Annotated in this window: 15 protein-coding genes; 7 read left to right on the forward strand and 8 right to left on the reverse strand. The window is 68.7% G+C overall.

Annotated elements, in window-relative coordinates:
* Nucleotides 1–6: 6 nt before the first annotated feature.
* The 3 genes from I7X39_RS00695 to I7X39_RS00705 form a co-directional block, all read right to left on the reverse strand.
* On the reverse strand, nt 7–2,835 hold the full coding sequence (locus tag I7X39_RS00695; RefSeq protein ID WP_198109031.1) for a zinc-dependent metalloprotease: 2,829 nt from the start codon (nt 2,833–2,835) through the stop codon (nt 7–9).
* 145 nt (nt 2,836–2,980) lie between these two features.
* The gene (locus tag I7X39_RS00700) at nt 2,981–3,586 is read right to left on the reverse strand and encodes a pseudouridine synthase (protein ID WP_198109032.1); all 606 of its coding nucleotides are present in this window, start codon (nt 3,584–3,586) and stop codon (nt 2,981–2,983) included.
* On the reverse strand, nt 3,576–4,049 hold the full coding sequence (locus I7X39_RS00705) for a protein-tyrosine phosphatase family protein (protein WP_198109033.1): 474 nt from the start codon (nt 4,047–4,049) through the stop codon (nt 3,576–3,578). The genes I7X39_RS00700 and I7X39_RS00705 overlap by 11 nt, the downstream gene beginning before the upstream one ends.
* A 35-nt stretch (nt 4,050–4,084) precedes the next feature.
* Here I7X39_RS00705 and I7X39_RS00710 point away from each other — a divergent pair, with 35 nt between their 5' ends.
* The 4 genes from I7X39_RS00710 to I7X39_RS00725 are packed head-to-tail and all read left to right on the forward strand — an operon-like array spanning nt 4,085 to nt 7,456.
* Nucleotides 4,085–4,582 carry a YbaK/EbsC family protein gene (locus I7X39_RS00710; protein WP_198109034.1) on the forward strand — a complete coding sequence of 166 codons (498 nt, stop codon included), beginning with the start codon at nt 4,085–4,087 and terminating at the stop codon, nt 4,580–4,582.
* Between the two features lie 4 nt (nt 4,583–4,586).
* Nucleotides 4,587–4,781: a DUF1289 domain-containing protein gene (locus I7X39_RS00715; RefSeq protein WP_232351628.1), complete on the forward strand. Its 195-nt coding sequence runs from the start codon at nt 4,587–4,589 to the stop codon at nt 4,779–4,781.
* Entirely contained in the window at nt 4,781–5,419 is a 639-nt protein-coding gene (locus I7X39_RS00720; protein ID WP_198109036.1) for a 2-hydroxychromene-2-carboxylate isomerase, read from the forward strand. Before I7X39_RS00715 ends, I7X39_RS00720 begins: the two co-directional genes overlap by 1 nt.
* Before the next feature lie 36 nt (nt 5,420–5,455).
* Nucleotides 5,456–7,456, forward strand: coding sequence for a S9 family peptidase (locus tag I7X39_RS00725; protein WP_198109037.1), 2,001 nt, complete (start codon nt 5,456–5,458; stop codon nt 7,454–7,456).
* A 57-nt stretch (nt 7,457–7,513) separates the two neighbouring features.
* Here I7X39_RS00725 and I7X39_RS00730 read toward each other — a convergent pair whose 3' ends face one another.
* The 3 genes from I7X39_RS00730 to I7X39_RS00740 form a co-directional block, all read right to left on the reverse strand.
* A complete protein-coding gene (locus I7X39_RS00730) occupies nt 7,514–9,232 on the reverse strand; it encodes a cation acetate symporter (RefSeq protein ID WP_198109038.1) in 1,719 nt (572 codons plus the stop codon).
* Nucleotides 9,229–9,537, reverse strand: coding sequence for a DUF485 domain-containing protein (locus I7X39_RS00735; protein ID WP_198109039.1), 309 nt, complete (start codon nt 9,535–9,537; stop codon nt 9,229–9,231). The genes I7X39_RS00730 and I7X39_RS00735 overlap by 4 nt, the downstream gene beginning before the upstream one ends.
* Nucleotides 9,538–9,683: 146 nt before the next feature.
* Entirely contained in the window at nt 9,684–10,286 is a 603-nt protein-coding gene (locus I7X39_RS00740) for a TIGR00645 family protein (RefSeq protein ID WP_198109040.1), read from the reverse strand.
* A gap of 133 nt (nt 10,287–10,419) precedes the next feature.
* Between I7X39_RS00740 and acs the strand changes: the two genes are divergently transcribed.
* On the forward strand, nt 10,420–12,363 hold the full coding sequence (gene acs / locus I7X39_RS00745; RefSeq protein WP_198109041.1) for an acetate--CoA ligase: 1,944 nt from the start codon (nt 10,420–10,422) through the stop codon (nt 12,361–12,363).
* Nucleotides 12,364–12,555: 192 nt separating this feature from the next.
* Here acs and I7X39_RS00750 read toward each other — a convergent pair whose 3' ends face one another.
* Nucleotides 12,556–12,867, reverse strand: a complete 312-nt coding sequence (locus I7X39_RS00750) for a c-type cytochrome (RefSeq protein WP_198109042.1) — start codon at nt 12,865–12,867, stop codon at nt 12,556–12,558.
* Nucleotides 12,868–12,973: 106 nt separating this feature from the next.
* Here I7X39_RS00750 and I7X39_RS00755 point away from each other — a divergent pair, with 106 nt between their 5' ends.
* Nucleotides 12,974–13,222 carry a TIGR04438 family Trp-rich protein gene (locus I7X39_RS00755; RefSeq protein WP_198109043.1) on the forward strand — a complete coding sequence of 83 codons (249 nt, stop codon included), beginning with the start codon at nt 12,974–12,976 and terminating at the stop codon, nt 13,220–13,222.
* A 22-nt stretch (nt 13,223–13,244) separates the two neighbouring features.
* Here the strand turns inward: I7X39_RS00755 and ilvD are convergent, their stop codons facing one another.
* A complete protein-coding gene (ilvD, locus tag I7X39_RS00760; protein WP_198109044.1) occupies nt 13,245–14,927 on the reverse strand; it encodes a dihydroxy-acid dehydratase in 1,683 nt (560 codons plus the stop codon).
* An 89-nt stretch (nt 14,928–15,016) separates the two neighbouring features.
* On the opposite strand from ilvD, the gene I7X39_RS00765 reads away from it, so the two are divergent.
* Complete coding sequence (locus I7X39_RS00765; RefSeq protein ID WP_198109045.1) at nt 15,017–15,907, forward strand: LysR family transcriptional regulator; 891 nt, start codon at nt 15,017–15,019, stop codon at nt 15,905–15,907.
* Nucleotides 15,908–15,973: the final 66 nt, after the last annotated feature.

Raw genomic sequence — 15,973 nt, forward strand, 5'->3', positions numbered from 1 at the left:
TCTCCATCACAGACCGGTGCGCTGCAGCTTGGCCTGCAGGGCGAGTTCCAGGGTTTCGGCCACGTCGTCGAGGTGGGCGCGGGCTTCGGCGCTGAGGGCGGCACGCGGGCTGGCCTTCACGCGGGTGAGCAGGGCGCGGGCCTCGGCGCGGACCAGGCTGCGCGCATCGGCCCGCGAGCCGGCGGCGGGGCGCAGCAAGGTGCTGGCCAGGCGGTTGGCGTGTTCGCGTTGCAGCTCACGGCGCGCCAGCGGGATGTCGCTGCCGGCGCCCAGCTCGCTCCACACGTCCTGGCTCAGGCGCTGGTAGAGCTCCGAGAGCCGGAAGGCCTCGGCCCTCTTCTCGAACTTGCCCTCGCTGTCGAGGATGCGGGCGGCCACGCCGTCGCTCATGAGCTGGGCGAGCAAGGCGCGTTGCAGGTCCAGCACCATGCCGCTGAGGCTGAAGTCGGTGCTCACCGGCATGCCGCTGCTCAAGGCGTCGCCGCGCTCCAGGTAGTCCGGTGCAAGGCGGCGCTGCAGCGCGGGGGACAGCGTGAAGGCGTCGGCAGCCAGCAGGCCCTTGCCGATCAGGTCGAGTGCCTCGCGCTGGCGCTTGGCCTCCACCGGCTGCATCGGGTCGCGCCCGCTGCCGGGGAAGTCGCGCAGGGTGCGCAGGCCGCCAATCTGGCGGGCCAGCACGCCGGCGGCGCGGGCGACGTCGCGCACGCCGTAGCTCACGGCACGGCGCAGCACCGCGTAGTCCTCGCTGGGCTTGAGGCTGCGGGTTTCCTGCTTGGCGATCAGGTCGCGCGCGATCTCGATGCGCTTCCTGGCAAAGGCCACCGGGTCCTTGCCCAGATCGAAGTGCAGGCTGTCGGGGTCGATGCCCAGGAAGTTGTCTTCATCGGTGCCGTAGGCCAGCTGGGGCTCGGCGCTGCGCGCGGCAATCTTCTGCAGCTCGGCGGCTTCGTGCTCCCTCGGGAGGGGCTTGTAGGCGTATTCGATGACCCAGTAGTCGTAGGGTCCGAGCGTGCTTTGGAAGTAGGTGCCGCGCGGCTGCCCGGGGGCAGGCAGGTTGATGGGCGCGTACTCCATCACCGAGCCGGCCAGGCCGGTGGCGGTGGTGAAGTCGAGCTTGGAGAGCTGGGCGTCGGTATAGACCTGCGAGGAGCGGAAGTTGTGGCGCAGGCCCAGGGTGTGGCCCACCTCGTGCATGGTCACGTCCTTGACGTACTCCATCACGAAGGCGCGGGCCTCGGGGCCGTCCGGGTCCAGCTCGCCGCGGCTGGCCAGCACGTCCAGTGCCAGGCCCAGCTGCTCGGTGGCATGAGCGCCGTACTGGCAGGCCTCGGTGTGGGTGTGTGCGGCGGGGGGGGTGCCGAGCAGGCCTTCGCGCTGCGCATCACGCGCCTGCAGCAGCTCGCCCCATTCGGCCGGACTGGTGTTCGGGAGCACCTGGGCGCGCAGGGCGCGCAGATTGCGCGACGAAAGGCCCTCGAAGCCGATGTCGGCATCCAGGATCTCGCCGCTGCGCGGGTCCACATGGCTGGGGCCGATGGCGCCGAAGCTGGGCTCGATGTTGTTCATCCAGCGCAGCGAGGCGACGTTGCCGTCCAGGGTGTCGAAGCTGTCCTGCTCGCCTTGCACCTTCACCACCACGGCGTTTTTGAAGCCGGCGCGCTCGAAGGCCTTGTTCCACTCCAGCACCCCGGCCGTCATGGCCTCGCGGTACTCGTGCGGCACATTGCGGTCGATCCAGAAGGTGATGGGCTTGACCGGTTCCGACACCGCGGCCGCCGGGTCCTTTTTCTCCAGGCGCCAGCGCTGCAGCAGGCGCTGGGCCGGCGTGCGGGCCAGGTCGTCGCTGAAATCAAAGCGCAGGGTGCGGAAGTGGCCGAGCCGGGCATCGGTGCTGCGCGCCTGCATGGGGGCCTCGGGCAGCTTCATCAGCGTGTAGTGCACGCCCATGAAGAGGCTGCGGGCGTCGGGCACGGCGCGCGGGGTGCTGGGTTGCGGCAGGGGGGAGGGCGGCGCCCCGGGCGTGGGCGGCTGGGCCGCCGCCAGGGTGGCGGTGGCGAAGTGCTGCTGGGTGTCGATGAACACGCCCTCGGAACTGGCGCGGACCGAGACGAAGCTGGTGTTGCCCCGGTCCAGCGCGTAGTTCTGCCGGAAGGCCCGGTTCAGCGCCACACCCAGGCCCAGGGTATCGGCCAGAAAGAGGTTGTTGGCCTCGATGAGGATGGACTTGCGCTCCGGGTGCGGCTGCGAGGCCACCGCCACGCTGCCCAGCAGGCTGGGCGAGTAGCTGCGCTCGATGCCGCGGGCGTTCGGCGTGCCCGTCTTGGCGGTGAACTCGGTGTTCAGCGCCACCAGCTGCACCTGGTTGTGCACGCGGCGGAACTGCGCCAGCTGCGCATTGCCGAGCTGCGGGCCCCAGGTGCCGGTCATCAGGCCGCCGTAGAGCATCTTTTCACCGATGCCGCGCGAGAACTTGGGCGAGAACAGGAAGGACTTGTTCAGGTCCTCGGGCGCGAGCTCGATCCAGACCTTGTCGTCCTTTTGGTACACGGTGAACAGGCCCTCGAAGCGCTGCGCGTCTTTGATGACGGCGGCAAAGGGTTGGGGCTGCCCTGGTGGGCGCGCTGCCGGGGCAGCGGGTGCTGCCGGCGCTGCGCCCGCGCTGGCCGAGGCAGCTGCTGCGGGCTTGGCAGCCGCGGCGGGCGCCGCAGCGGGCTTGGCCTGGCCGGCCGGGTCAGCCGGCGTGGCACAGCCGCTCAGGGCCAGGCCGGCAGCCAGTGCGAGCAGGGAAAGGCGGAGGGGAGAGCCGGCGGAACTGCCGGCCCGGAGGCGAGCCATGGGGTTCATCTGCAGTCCCGACGGCGCGCCGGGTCAGAGTGCTGAAGTGGCGGCGATTATGGAAAGCCAGGGGTCGGCTGCGCCCCCGGATTCGTCCTCTGTGCCCAAGGTCACTGCGCGGGCCCTGGCGGCCGCCGCGCAGGGCTCAGAAGGGCGCGGGGGCGTGCAGGTCCAGCCCTTCCGCCGCCAGTCGCTCTGCGTGCAGCAGCAGGCGTGGCGCCGGCCGCGCGGGGTCGTACAAGGCGTCGCCCACGATGGGGTGGCCCAGCGCCAGCAGGTGCACGCGCAGCTGGTGGGCGCGGCCCGTCACCGGGCGCAGCTCCAGGCGGCTTTGCCCGCTGGGGCAGGGGCCGGGGGCGCTGCGCCAGTCGGTCTGGCTGGGCTTGCCCTGCGCCAGGTCGACCTTCTGCAGCGGGCGGTTCGGCCAGTCGGCCAGCAGGGGCAGGTCGATGCGTTGCCACGCGGGGCTGGCCAGCTCGCCCCACACCTGGGCGACGTAGCGCTTCTCAACCTGACGCGCGGCAAAGCGCATCGACCACTCGCGCTGTGCGGCTGGCCCGCGTGCGAACAGCAGCAGGCCGGAGGTGGCCATGTCCAGGCGGTGCACCACCAGGGCCTCGGGGAACTGCGCCTGCACGCGGCTCCAGGCGCAGTCCTGCTTGTCCGCGCCGCGGCCGGGCACGCTCAGCAGGCCGGCCGGTTTGTCGATGACGATCAGCTCGTCGTCGCGGTAGACCAGTTCAAAAGACATCCAGCAAACCGGACTGCAGCGCCGATTGCGGGTTGGAGCCGGCGGCGCGCACCTGCTGCAGGGCGGCGGCAGCGTCCAGCCCCAGCAGCTTGAGCACGCAGGCGGCGGTGGTGCCGGTGCGGCCGATGCCCGCGGCGCAGTGCAGCAGCACCGATTCACCCTGGCGCAGCGCGTCGGCAATCTCCAGCACCCCCAGCCGGAAGCGCTGCGCATCGGCGTGCAGGCCGAAGTCCTGCATCTCCAGGTGCTGCCAATGCCAGGGTGTGCGGTGGCCCAGGGCCACGGCATAGGCCGGGGCCAGGCGCTCCACCTCGTCCCAGGGCGTCAGGCAGACGATGCGGGTCAGGCCTGCTTCCGTGGCCAGGGCTTCGAACTGGGCCCAGGGTTCCAGCCGGCCGGGCATGGAGTGCAGCCAGAGGCGGCCGGGGACGTGGGCGGGCAGGGGCAGGGAGCGCATCGGCATGCAGGGGATTGTTCCGCAATGCTCCAATCCGGCGCATGAGCAGCGAACCTTCCCACCCCGCCGTCGAGCGCGTGCAGCAGGCCCTGGCCGTCGGTGGCGCCAGCGTGCGGCCGCAATGGCTTGCCGACGGCGCACACACCGCCGCCCAGGCGGCCGAACAACTGGGCGTGCCGCTGGGCGCGATTGCCAAGTCCGTCATCCTGCGCTGTGGCGATGCCGCGGTGCTCTGCATCACCGCGGGCGACCGCCGCGTGCAGGCCGAGCGCCTGCCGCCCGAGCTGGGCCCGCCCGGCCGCGCCGATGCCGACTTCGTGCGCCGCCACACCGGTTTTGCCATCGGCGGCGTGGCGCCGCTGGGCTTTGCCCCGGCCGAGGCCGCGAGCGCCCCGCGCGTGCTGATGGACCCGAGCCTGTGGCGCTTCGCCACCGTCTGGGCGGCGGCCGGCCACCCACGTACCGTCTTCGGCCTGCCCCCCGATCAACTGCAGCAACTGGCCGCAGCCACCGTGCACCCCTTCACCGATGAATCCTGAGTCCTTGCCTTCCCCGTGCATCAACGTCTGCAAGATGGACGCCGCCGGCCGCTTTTGCCTGGGCTGCGCGCGCCGTATTGATGAGATCGCCGGCTGGGGCCAGGCCAGCGAGGCGCGCAAGCGCGAGATCTGGCAGCAGCTGCCCGCGCGCCGCGCGGCGTTGGGGCTCAAGCCCGTGGCGCTGCCCGAGGGCCTCTGATGCACGCGTTGCGCTTCTACTTCGACCCGATCTCGCCCTATGCCGCGCTGGCGTTCTGGAACCTGCCCGAGGCGCTGCGGGGCCACAACCATGTGGTCGACTACGTGCCCGTGCTGTTCGGCGCCCTGCTCAAGGCGAATGGTCAAAAAGGCCCGGCCGAGATCGAGAGCAAGCGCGCCTGGACCTACCGCCAGGTGCTCTGGCTGGGCCGCGAACAGGGCCTGAGCCTGCCGGCTCAGCACCCCTTCAACCCCCTGGCCCTGCTGCGCCTGGCCTGGGCCTGCTGCGATGAGGGCTCGACCCCTTCGCGCTGGGTGGTGGAGCAGCTGCTGAACCATGTCTGGCAAGGGCAGGGCGCGGACGCCAATGAGCCCGCCCGGCTGCAGGCCCTGGCCGAGACCCTGGCGCCGCAGCGCCGCGCCGATGAGGAAGCCGCCAAGCGCCGCCTGCGCGAGGCCACCGACGCGGCCCTGGCCGCCGGCGTGTTCGGCGTGCCGACCATCGCGTGGCAGGGCAAGTTGTTCTGGGGGCAGGACGCCCTGCCCATGCTGGTGGCGGCACTGGATGGTGACCCCTGGTTCCAGTCGGGCGCTTGGGAAGATGCGGGCCAACGACCGGCAGGCATTCAGCGCAGCTGACACACTGCGCGGCTTCACAGCCTTCGCAGCCCAGTCATGCCGCGCACCCTCAAGCCCTTTGATGTCGATGCCCTCTGGGCCCTGGCCCGCATCGGTGAGCCCAGCCTCAGCCCCGACGGCGCCCAGGCCGTGGCCAGCGTCACCCGCCACGACATGGAACAGAACCAGGCGCGCAGCAGCCTCTACCTGTTCTCCACCCTGGGCGGCGAGCCCCGCCGCCTGACCGAGGCCGGCGACAAGGACGGCCAGCCCCGCTGGAGCCCGGACGGGCGCTGGATCGCCTTCACCGCCAAGCGCGAGCAGGGTGGTGTGAAGGACGAGGAGCCGCAGCTCTACCTGATTGCCCCCGATGGTGGCGAGGCGCAGCGCCTGGGCAGCGTGCCCACCGGCGTCGAGGCCTTCCGCTGGGCGCCGGACAGCCGCAGCATCATCTTCATCTCCTGGGTCTGGCCCGAGCTCAAGGGCATGGAGGCGCAGGCCAAGGCGCTGAAGGACTTCAAGGCCCGCAAGGAGAGCGCCTATGTGACCGACGAGGCCCTGTACCGCCACTGGGATCACCACATCCCCATGGGCCGCCAGCCGCAGCTGCATGCCATCGAGCTGAAGACCGGCAAGGTGCGCAACCTGATGCAGGGCAGCGGGGTGTCGCTGGACTGGCGCGAGCCGGGCGTGAACAGCTTTGCCGTCTCGCCTGACGGCCGCCGCATCGCCTTTGCCTTTGACCCAGCGGCGGAGAAGCGCCCCGACAACTGCTTTGCCTTGGCCGAGCTGGAGATCAAGACCGGTGCCGTCCGTGTGCTCTTGCAGGAGGCCGAGTGGAGCTTTGACGCGCCCGCCTACAGCCACGGGGGCCAGCACCTGGCTTTCGTGGCCGCCCAGCAGGGCAAGCGGCACACCGCGCCGGCCCAGCTGGCGGTGCTGGACACCCAGGGCCAATGGGCGGTGCTGAGCGCCGACTTCGACCGCGAAGTCGAAGCCCCGCTGCGCTGGCGCGCCGACGATCTGGCGATCCGTTTCGCCGCCGAGGACCAAGGCCGCCGCCACCTGTGCGAGTTCGATTTGCAGACGCGCGCCGAGCCGGCCCTGCTGTTCGAGGGCGGCCATCTGGCCGCCTTCGATGCCCAGGCCGATGCCGTGGTGGTGCTGCACGACGCCGTGCAGTTCCCGCCCCGACTCTCGGTGCTGGGGGCGGACGGCCCGGTGCGCATCGAGCAGCTCAACGACGCCCAGCTGGCCCAGCACGCCTTCGGCGCGCACGAGGAGGTCTGGCTGCAGGGTGCCCAGGGCGATGCGGTGCAGATGTGGCTGGTCTACCCGCCGGGCTTTGACCGCAAGAAGAAGTGGCCGGCGATGCACGTCATCCATGGCGGCCCGCACACCGCCTTTGGCGACAGCTGGCACTGGCGCTGGAACCACCAGGTCTTTGCCAATCAGGGCCAGGTCGTGGCCTGCGTGAATTACCACGGCTCCTCCAGCTTCGGCTTCGCGTTCAAGGACAGCATCACCCACCGCTGGGGCGAGCTGGAGCTGCAGGACGTGGAGGCCGGCACCGACTGGCTGCTGCAGCAGCGCTGGGTGGACAAGAAGCGCATCACCGCCACCGGCGGCAGCTACGGCGGCTACATGGTGGCCTGGATGAACGGCCACACCGGGCAGGGTGTGGCGCCAGGCCGCTACCGTGCCTATGTGTGCCACGCCGGCTGCTACGACTGGCAGGCCATGTTCGCCACCGACGGCTACACCTGGTTCCCGCGCGAGCTGGGCGCCGCCTACTGGGACGACCCCGCCAAGGTGGCGGCCCAGAGCCCGCACGCCTTTGCCCAGCACTGCCAGACGCCCACGCTCGTCATCCACGGCCAACTGGACTACCGCGTGCCCGATGCCCAGGGCCTGGCCTACTACAACACCTTGAAGGCGCGCGGCGTGCCGGCCCGCCTGGTGTGGTTCCCGGACGAGAACCACTGGATCCTGAAGCCGCGCAATTCCAAGCTCTGGTACCAGGAGTTCTTTGCCTGGATCGAGCGCCATACGAAGTGAGTGCGCCATGAAAAAGGGCCGGTCGATGACCGGCCCTTTTCATTCAGGTGTAGCCGTTCAGTGGCCGGAGGCTCCAGCGGCACCCAGGCCGGTTTCCGAGCGCACCTGCTGGGCGTCGAAGGCGGCGCGTTCCTTGGCGGCCTGGCTGGAGCGGTCCAGCAGCGAGACCAGCCAGATCACCAGGAAGGCGGCCGTCATCGAGAACAGCGCCGGCGAGGTGTAGGGGAACAGCGCCGAACCCTTGGGGTTGCCGAGCGTGGCTTCCCAGACCGAGGGCGACACCACGGTCAGCGCCACCGAGCTGATCAGGCCGACGAAGCCGCCCGTCACCGCACCCTTGGTGGTGCAGTCCTTCCACAGCACGCTCATGAAGAGCACCGGGAAGTTGGCGCTGGCGGCGATGGCGAAGGCCAGGCTCACCATGAAGGCGATGTTCTGCTTCTCGAAGGCGATGCCCAGCACCACCGCCACGAGGCCCAGGGCCAGGGTGGTGACGCGCGAGACCTTCAGCTCGGCGGCGGAGTCGGCCTTGCCCTTCTTCAGCACGGTGGCGTAGAGGTCGTGGCTGACGGCCGAGGCGCCCGAGAGCGTCAGGCCGGCCACCACGGCCAGGATGGTGGCGAATGCCACGGCCGAGATGAAGCCGTAGAACACATTGCCGCCCACCGTCTTGGCCACCAGCACCGCCGCCATATTGGCCGTGCCCGCGCCGCCCTTGATCACGCCCTTGGCCGTGTCGGCCATCTCCGGGTTGGTGAGCACCAGGGTGATGGCGCCGAAGCCGATGATGAAGATCAGGATGTAGAAGTAGCCGATCCAGGTGGTGGCCCACAGCACCGACTTGCGGGCTTCCTTGGCGTCCGGCACGGTGAAGAAACGCATCAGGATGTGGGGCAGACCGGCGGTACCGAACATCAGCGCCATGCCGAAGCTGATGGCCGAGATCGGGTCCTTGATGAAGCCACCCGGGCCCATGATGGACAGGCCGGCGCTGGCCGCCGCCTCGGCGTCCTTGCCACCTTGGGCGGCGATGTCGGTCTTGACCTGCACGGCCTTGGCGAACAGGGCCTCGGGGCTGAAGCCATACTGCGCCATCACCATGAACGCCATGAAGGTCACGCCGCTGAGCAGCAGCACGGCCTTGATGATCTGCACCCAGGTGGTGGCCGTCATGCCGCCGAACAGCACGTAGACCATCATCAGCGCGCCCACCAGCACCACGGCGACCCAGTACTCCAGGCCGAACAGCAGCTTGATCAGCGCGCCCGCGCCAACCATCTGGGCGATCAGGTAGAAGGCCACGACGACGAGCGTGCCGCTGGCCGCGAAGGCGCGGATCGGGGTCTGCTTGAAGCGGTAGCCGGCCACGTCGGCAAAGGTGAATTTGCCCAGGTTGCGCAGGCGTTCGGCCATCAGGAAGGTGATGACGGGCCAGCCGACGAGGAAGCCGATCGAGTAGATCAGGCCGTCGTAGCCGCTGGCCATCACGGCCGCCGAGATGCCCAGGAAGGACGCGGCCGACATGTAGTCACCCGCGATCGCCAGGCCGTTCTGGAAGCCGGTGATGCCGCCGCCGGCGGTGTAGAAATCGGCCGCCGAGCGGGTGCGTGCGGCCGCCCACTTGGTGATCCACAGCGTGCCCACCACGAAGAGCGCGAACATGGAGATCGCGGTCCAGTTGGTGGCTTGCTTGGCGGTTTGGCCGAGGTCGGCGCCGGCCGCGAGGGCGGCGCCACCGATCAGGCTGCTGAGCAGCACAAGGAGCTTGGCGTTCATGACTTGGCGTCCTTCAGGATGGCTTGGGTCAGCGCGTCGAACTCGCGGTTCGCGCGGCGCACGTAGATGCCGGTGATGACCACGGTGAACACGATCACCGCCATGCCGATCGGCACGCCCAGCGACGTCACCCCGGTGCTCAGGGGCTGGGCCAGAAAGGCCTTGTTGAATGCGATCAGCGACACGTAGCCGTAGTACACGGCCAGCATCAGCACCGTCAGCAGGGCCCCCAGGGCATTGCGCTTGCGCTTGAGCTCCAGGTACTTGGGGTGGTTCTTGACCTTCTCGACAACCGAATCGCCCATGGCAGTCTCCTAATGGCGGTGGGAATGCCGCGGATTCTTTGGAGATGGGCTGACCGAGCTCTGACGCCTAGCTTGCGCGAATCTTTCAAGCGGCCCAAAAACAAGCGCCGCCCATAGGGGCGGCGCGGTCTTGGGGGGACTTTCCCTTAGTGAGCGTCCGATGCGCTGGGGGCGGGGTGCAGCAGCCGGTCGGTGTAGGCAATGGCCAGGGCCGAGATCAGGAACACCGCGTGGATGATGGTCTGCCACATCACCACATGCGTCGAGTAGCTCTGCGCGTTGATGAAGGTCTTGAGCAGGTGGATGGACGAGATGCCGATGATGGCCGTGGCCAGCTTGACCTTCAGCACCGAAGCGTTCACATGGCTCAGCCATTCGGGCTGGTCCGGGTGGCCTTCCAGGTTCATGCGCGAGACGAAGGTTTCGTAGCCGCCCACGATCACCATGATGAGCAGGTTGCTGATCATCACCACGTCGATCAGGCCCAGCACCACCAGCATGATGACGGTTTCGTTCAGCTTGGGCGCCAAGGCCTGTTTGGTCACTGGATCGATCGTGACGTAACCGATGCTGGAGACCAGGGTGTTCAGTGCGTCCTGGCTGCCAAAGGCCGCCTCGATCAGGTGCACCAGTTCGACCCAGAAGTGAAAGACGTAGACCGCCTGAGCCAGGATCAGGCCGAGATAGAGCGGCAGTTGCAGCCAGCGGCTGGCGAAGATCAGATTGGGCAAAGGGCGCAGGTTGGACATGGCTTGCAGTGGGCGGAAAGGCGCGCGATTCTAGGGATCGACCCTAGTGCAGGCGCGAATCGAGGTAAGCACATCGTCAGCGAGGATGCGCACCATTCGTGTCAACCCTGTTTCGCTTCCATCGGAGAGACCCATGAGCACGCTGTTCCCGCCCCTCACCCAGGCCCGCATCCAAGGCATGGCCGCCTACCAGGCGCTGTGCGACGAGGCCGAGCGCGATTACGCCGGCTACTGGGCCCGCCTGGGCCGCGAGTACATCAGCTGGAAGCAACCCTTCACGAAGAGCCTGGACGACAGCCAGGCCCCGTTCTTCAAGTGGTTCGAGGATGGGCTGCTGAACGTCTCCTACAACTGCCTGGACCGGCATGTGGAAGCCGGCCGCGGCGACCGCACGGCCATCATCTTCGAGACCGATGACGGCCAGGTGCGCAACACCAGCTACAGCCAGCTGCTCGCGCTGACCTGCCGGCTGGCCAATGCGCTCAAGGCCAAGGGCGTGAAGAAGGGCGACCGCGTCGTCATCTACATGCCGATGTCGGTGGAGGGCGTCGCCGCCATGCAGGCATGCGCGCGCATCGGCGCCACGCACTCGGTGGTGTTTGGCGGCTTCTCCGCGCAGAGCCTGCGCGACCGCATCCAGGACGCCGGCGCCGTGGCCCTGATCACCGCCGATGAGCAGTTGCGCGGCGGCAAGGCCCTGCCGCTGAAGGCCATCGTCGACGACGCGCTGGCCGACGGCGCTTGCCCGACGTTGAAGGACGTGATCGTCTACAAGCGCACCGGCGGCGCCATCAACTGGACCGCGCACCGCGACCACTGGCTGCACGAGCTGACCGAGCAGCAGCCCGAGACCTGCGAGCCCGAGTGGGTCGATGCCGAGCACCCGCTGTTCCTGCTCTACACCTCCGGCTCCACCGGCAAGCCCAAGGGCGTGCAGCACAGCAGTGGCGGCTACCTGCTGCATGCGGCGCTGACCACCAGCTGGACCTTCGACCTGCAGGACAGCGATGTGTTCTGGTGCACGGCCGACATCGGCTGGGTCACCGGCCACAGCTACATCGCCTACGGCCCGCTGGCCCTGGGTGGCACCGAGCTGGTGTTCGAGGGCGTGCCCACCTACCCGGATGCCGGTCGCTTCTGGCAGATGATCCAGAAGCACAAGGTGACGGTGTTCTACACGGCGCCGACGGCCATCCGCTCGCTCATCAAGGCGGCCGAAACCACGCCGGCGGTGCATCCCAAGAACTACGACCTCAGCAGCCTGCGCATCCTGGGCAGCGTGGGGGAGCCCATCAACCCGGCTGCCTGGCTCTGGTACTACGAAAACGTGGGGGGCAGCCGCTGCCCCATCATGGACACCTGGTGGCAGACCGAGACCGGCGGCCACATGATCACGCCGCTGCCCGGTGTGACGCCGCAACTGCCCGGCTCCTGCACCTTGCCCTTCCCGGGCATCCAGGCCGCCATCGTGGACGAGACCGGGCACGATGTGCCGAACGGGCAGGGCGGCATCCTGGTCGTCAAGAAGCCCTGGCCCAGCATGATCCGCACCATCTGGGGCGACCCGGAGCGCTACAAGAAGAGCTACTTCCCCGAGGAGCTCAAGGGCTACTACCTGGCGGGCGACGGCGCCAGCCGCGCGGCCGACACGGGCTACTTCACCATCACGGGCCGCATTGACGACGTGCTCAACGTCAGCGGCCACCGCATGGGCACGATGGAGATCGAGTCGGCGCTGGTGTCGCACACCGAGCTGGTGGCCGAGGCCGCCGTGGTGGGTCGCCCCGACGACCTGACCGGCGAAGCCATCTGTGCCTTCGTGGTGCTCAAGCGCAGCCGCCCCACGGGCGATGAGGCCAAGGCCATCGCCAACGAACTGCGCAACTGGGTGGCCAAGGAGATCGGCCCGATCGCCAAGCCCAAGGAAATCCGGTTCGGCGACAACCTGCCCAAGACCCGCAGCGGCAAGATCATGCGGCGCCTGCTGCGCTCGCTGGCCAAGGGTGAGGCAGTTACGCAGGACACCTCGACCCTGGAAAATCCCGCAATCCTGGATCAATTGGCCAAGGCCAATTGATCCAGGGCGCCCGCAGGGCAGCATGCGCCAGCATGCCGGAGGGATTTGGGGTCCGCTCATATCGCGCAGCGATGTGAGCGGGCACCAGAATCCCGCAATCCTGGATCAATTGGCCAAGGCCAACTGAGGCGCCAGCGCCAAAGCAAACGGGCCCCGCGGGGCCCGTTTTTCATGGACGCGTCGGCGTCCGCTTCACTTGGTCGTCAGGATCCAGGTGGCCAGCTTCTTGGCTTCGTCGGCGGTGACCTGGTTCGGCGGCATCGGCACCTCACCCCAGGCGCCCTTGCCGCCCTTGATGATCTTCTCGGCCAGCATGTCGGCAGCCTTCTTGTCCTTGGCGTACTTGGCGGCCACGTCCTTGTAGGAGGGGCCCACCACCTTCTTGTCCACGGCGTGGCAGGCCATGCAGTTCTTCTTCTGCGCCAGTGCCAGATCGGCCATGGCGGCGTTGGCGGTCATCATGCCGGCGGCGGCCAGCAGAACGGAACGCAAGATCGTCTTCATCGAGAGGTCCTTGTCAGGGGGAGGGAGGAGGGGAGTGGCCAGGATTGTGCGGGCAAGCGGGCCGTTCGAGACTACAGTGATGGCGGACTGAACAGCGAGGTTTGCCATGTGGCTGGTGATCGTGGGCGTGTTGTTGATTCTGCTCAAGTTTGCGGATGTATCGCCGGTGGCGGGCTGGTCCTGGCTCTGGGTGCTCTCTCCGCTGGTGGGTGCCGCCATCTGGTGGGTTTGGGCCGACAGCTCCGGCTACACGCAGCGCAAGGCCATGCAGCGCATGGATGAGAAGAAGGAAGAGCGCCGCCAGCGCGCCCTGGAGGCCATCGGTCAGGCGGACCCCCGCAAGCGCAAGAAGTGAGCGGCGCAAGCCTGGCTGGCGCTTACTCGAACTTGTCCAACACCGCGCCGCTGCTGGCCGAGCTGGCGTTGAAGGCGAACTTGGCCAGCACCCCGCGCGTGTAGCGCGGCGCCGGGCGCACCCAGGTCGCCTTGCGGCGCGCGATCTCTTCGGCCGGCACGTTCAGCTGCAGCAGCAGTTGGTGGGCGTCGATGGTGATCGAGTCGCCTTCCTGCACCAGGGCGATGGTGCCGCCCTCGTAGGCCTCGGGCGCCACGTGGCCGACCACCATGCCCCAGGTGCCGCCGCTGAAGCGGCCGTCGGTGATGAGGCCGACCGATTCGCCCAGACCCTGGCCGATCAGCGCGCCGGTCGGGGCCAGCATCTCCGGCATGCCGGGGCCGCCCTTGGGGCCGAGGTACCGGAGCACCATCACGTCACCCGCCTGGATCTTGCCGGCCATGATGGCGGCCAGCGCCGATTGCTCGTCGTCGAACACCCGCGCCGGGCCGGTGATGACGGGGTTCTTCAGGCCGGTGATCTTGGCGACGCAGCCCTCTGGCGAGAGATTGCCCTTCAGGATGGCCAGATGGCCCTCGGAGTAGATCGGCTGGCTGACCGGGCGAATCACGTCCTGGTCGGCGCGCAGGTCCGGCACCTCGGCCAGGTTCTCGGCCACCGTCTTGCCGGTGATGGTGATGCAGTCACCGTGCAGCAGGCCATGCTTCAGCAGCTCCTTCATCACGGCCGGGATGCCTCCGGCGCGGTGCAGGTCGATGGCCAGGTACTTGCCGCTGGGCTTGAGATCGCAGAGAACGGGTGTGCGGCGGCGCACACGCTCGAAGTCGTCGATCGTCCATTCGACGCCGGCCGCGTGGGCAATTGCCAGGTAGTGCAGCACGGCGTTGGTGGAGCCGCCCGTGGCCATGATGACGGCCACGGCGTTCTCGATCGCCTGCTTGGTGACGATGTCCTTGGGCTTCAGGTCGGCCTTGACGGCCTCGACCAGGATGGCCGCGGCTCGTTTGACGTTCTCCACCACCTCGTCCTCGACGTTGGCCATGGTGGAGGAGTAGGGCAGGCTGATGCCCAGCGCCTCGAAGGACGAGCTCATGGTGTTGGCGGTGTACATGCCGCCGCAGGAGCCGCTGCCGGGGATGGCGCGCTTCTCGATCTGGCAGAAGTCCTCTTCGCTCATCTTGCCGGCGCTGAACTGGCCGACCGCCTCGAAGACCGAGACGATGTTCAGGTCCTGGCCCTTGTACTTGCCGGGCAGGATGGTGCCGCCGTAGATGTAGAGCGAGGGCACGTTGGCGCGCAGCATGCCCATCAGGCCGCCGGGCATGTTCTTGTCGCAGCCGCCGATCACCAGCACGCCGTCCATCCATTGGCCGCCCACGCAGGTTTCCACGCAATCGGCAATCACCTCTCTGGAGACGAGCGAGTACTTCATGCCCTCGGTGCCCATGGCCATGCCGTCGCTGATGGTGGGTGTGCCGAACACCTGCGGGTTGGCGCCGGCTTCCTTGAGGCCGATCACGGCGGCATCGGCCAGCTTCTGCAGGCCGGAGTTGCAGGGCGTGATGGTCGAGTGGCCATTGGCCACGCCGATCATGGGCTTGCCGAAGTCGCCCTCCTGGTAGCCCATGCCGTAGTACATGGAGCGGTTGGGCGCGCGGGCCACGCCTTCGGTGATGTTCTTGGAGCGGCGGTTGGCGGCGGTCATGGTGCGGTCCGGTGCAAGAAAGGGGAGGGCAGTATTCCAACCCGAATCCATTCGATCAAGACTGCTTATTGCGCGTCAATAATTCCAAAATGGAATCAATCGACCCGCAGACCGCGCGCCTCTTCCTGGTGTTGGCCGAGGAGCTGCACTTCGGCCGCGCCGCCGAGCGCCTGGGCTGGCGCCAGCCCCAGGTGTCCAAGACGCTGCAGGCGCTGGAGGCGCGCTGCGGCGTGGCCTTGCTGGAGCGCAGCAGCCGCCGCGTGCGCCTGACCGCCGCCGGCCAGGCCTTGCGCGAGCCCTTGGCAGATTGGCTGCGCCAGGCCGAGGCGCTGCCACAGCTGGCGCGTGCGGCGGCCAGCGGGCTGCAGGGGCGGCTGCGCGTGGGCCTGGTCTCGCCTGCCGGCTTTGGCCCCTTGCCGCAGTGGCTGCGCAGCTTTCGCGATGCCCACCCCGGTGTGGAACTGGTGCTGCGCGAGGCCACGCTGGACCTGCAGCTGCAGGCCCTGCAGGCCGGCCAGATGGACGTCGGCCTGGTGCTGCAGCCCGCGGGCGCGCCGCCGCTGGGCCTGGCCCACCAGCGGGTGGCCAGCGAACCCTTCGTGCTGGCCCTGCCCAGCGCCATGCGCGAACGGCTGGGCGAGCGCCCGGCGCTGGCCGAGCTGCTCGCCCAGCCCCTGGTGCTGTTCCCGCGCGAGATCGCCCCGGCGCTGCACGACGCCGTGCTCGACTTCTACCGCGCCCAGGGCGTGCAGGTGCAGCCCGTGCAGCGGGCGGTGCAGATGGCCACGCTGATCCATCTCGTGTCGGCGGATTTCGGCCTGGCCTGGGTGCCGGCTTCGCTGCAGGCCCTACAGCGCGACGGCGTGGTGTACCGCCCGGCCCCGCGCGGTGCGCCGACCTGCGAGACCTGGCTGATCTGGCAGGAACCCGCCGCGCCGGTGGTGCAGCGCTTCATCGATCATCTGCCGCTGCGGCGATGATGCGCGCCGTCCTGGGCAACCCCAGTCAACCCCGGACCCCTGCGCCTCCGTTTTCGCCTGCCTCTG

It is taken from the genome of Inhella proteolytica, from assembly GCF_016093275.1.
GTDB classification, from domain to species: domain Bacteria; phylum Pseudomonadota; class Gammaproteobacteria; order Burkholderiales; family Burkholderiaceae_C; genus Inhella; species Inhella proteolytica.

What these genes read in the sequence shown, in the direction of transcription:
- I7X39_RS00695 (WP_198109031.1), bottom strand. Translation starts at nt 2,835, where the DNA reads ATGGCTCGCCTCCGGGCCGGCAGTTCCGCCGGCTCTCCCCTCCGCCTT.
- I7X39_RS00700 (WP_198109032.1), bottom strand. Translation starts at nt 3,586, where the DNA reads ATGTCTTTTGAACTGGTCTACCGCGACGACGAGCTGATCGTCATCGAC.
- I7X39_RS00705 (WP_198109033.1), bottom strand. Translation starts at nt 4,049, where the DNA reads ATGCCGATGCGCTCCCTGCCCCTGCCCGCCCACGTCCCCGGCCGCCTC.
- I7X39_RS00710 (WP_198109034.1), top strand. Translation starts at nt 4,085, where the DNA reads ATGAGCAGCGAACCTTCCCACCCCGCCGTCGAGCGCGTGCAGCAGGCC.
- I7X39_RS00720 (WP_198109036.1), top strand. Translation starts at nt 4,781, where the DNA reads ATGCACGCGTTGCGCTTCTACTTCGACCCGATCTCGCCCTATGCCGCG.
- I7X39_RS00725 (WP_198109037.1), top strand. Translation starts at nt 5,456, where the DNA reads ATGCCGCGCACCCTCAAGCCCTTTGATGTCGATGCCCTCTGGGCCCTG.
- I7X39_RS00730 (WP_198109038.1), bottom strand. Translation starts at nt 9,232, where the DNA reads ATGAACGCCAAGCTCCTTGTGCTGCTCAGCAGCCTGATCGGTGGCGCC.
- I7X39_RS00735 (WP_198109039.1), bottom strand. Translation starts at nt 9,537, where the DNA reads ATGGGCGATTCGGTTGTCGAGAAGGTCAAGAACCACCCCAAGTACCTG.
- I7X39_RS00740 (WP_198109040.1), bottom strand. Translation starts at nt 10,286, where the DNA reads ATGTCCAACCTGCGCCCTTTGCCCAATCTGATCTTCGCCAGCCGCTGG.
- acs (WP_198109041.1), top strand. Translation starts at nt 10,420, where the DNA reads ATGAGCACGCTGTTCCCGCCCCTCACCCAGGCCCGCATCCAAGGCATG.
- I7X39_RS00750 (WP_198109042.1), bottom strand. Translation starts at nt 12,867, where the DNA reads ATGAAGACGATCTTGCGTTCCGTTCTGCTGGCCGCCGCCGGCATGATG.
- I7X39_RS00755 (WP_198109043.1), top strand. Translation starts at nt 12,974, where the DNA reads ATGTGGCTGGTGATCGTGGGCGTGTTGTTGATTCTGCTCAAGTTTGCG.
- ilvD (WP_198109044.1), bottom strand. Translation starts at nt 14,927, where the DNA reads ATGACCGCCGCCAACCGCCGCTCCAAGAACATCACCGAAGGCGTGGCC.
- I7X39_RS00765 (WP_198109045.1), top strand. Translation starts at nt 15,017, where the DNA reads ATGGAATCAATCGACCCGCAGACCGCGCGCCTCTTCCTGGTGTTGGCC.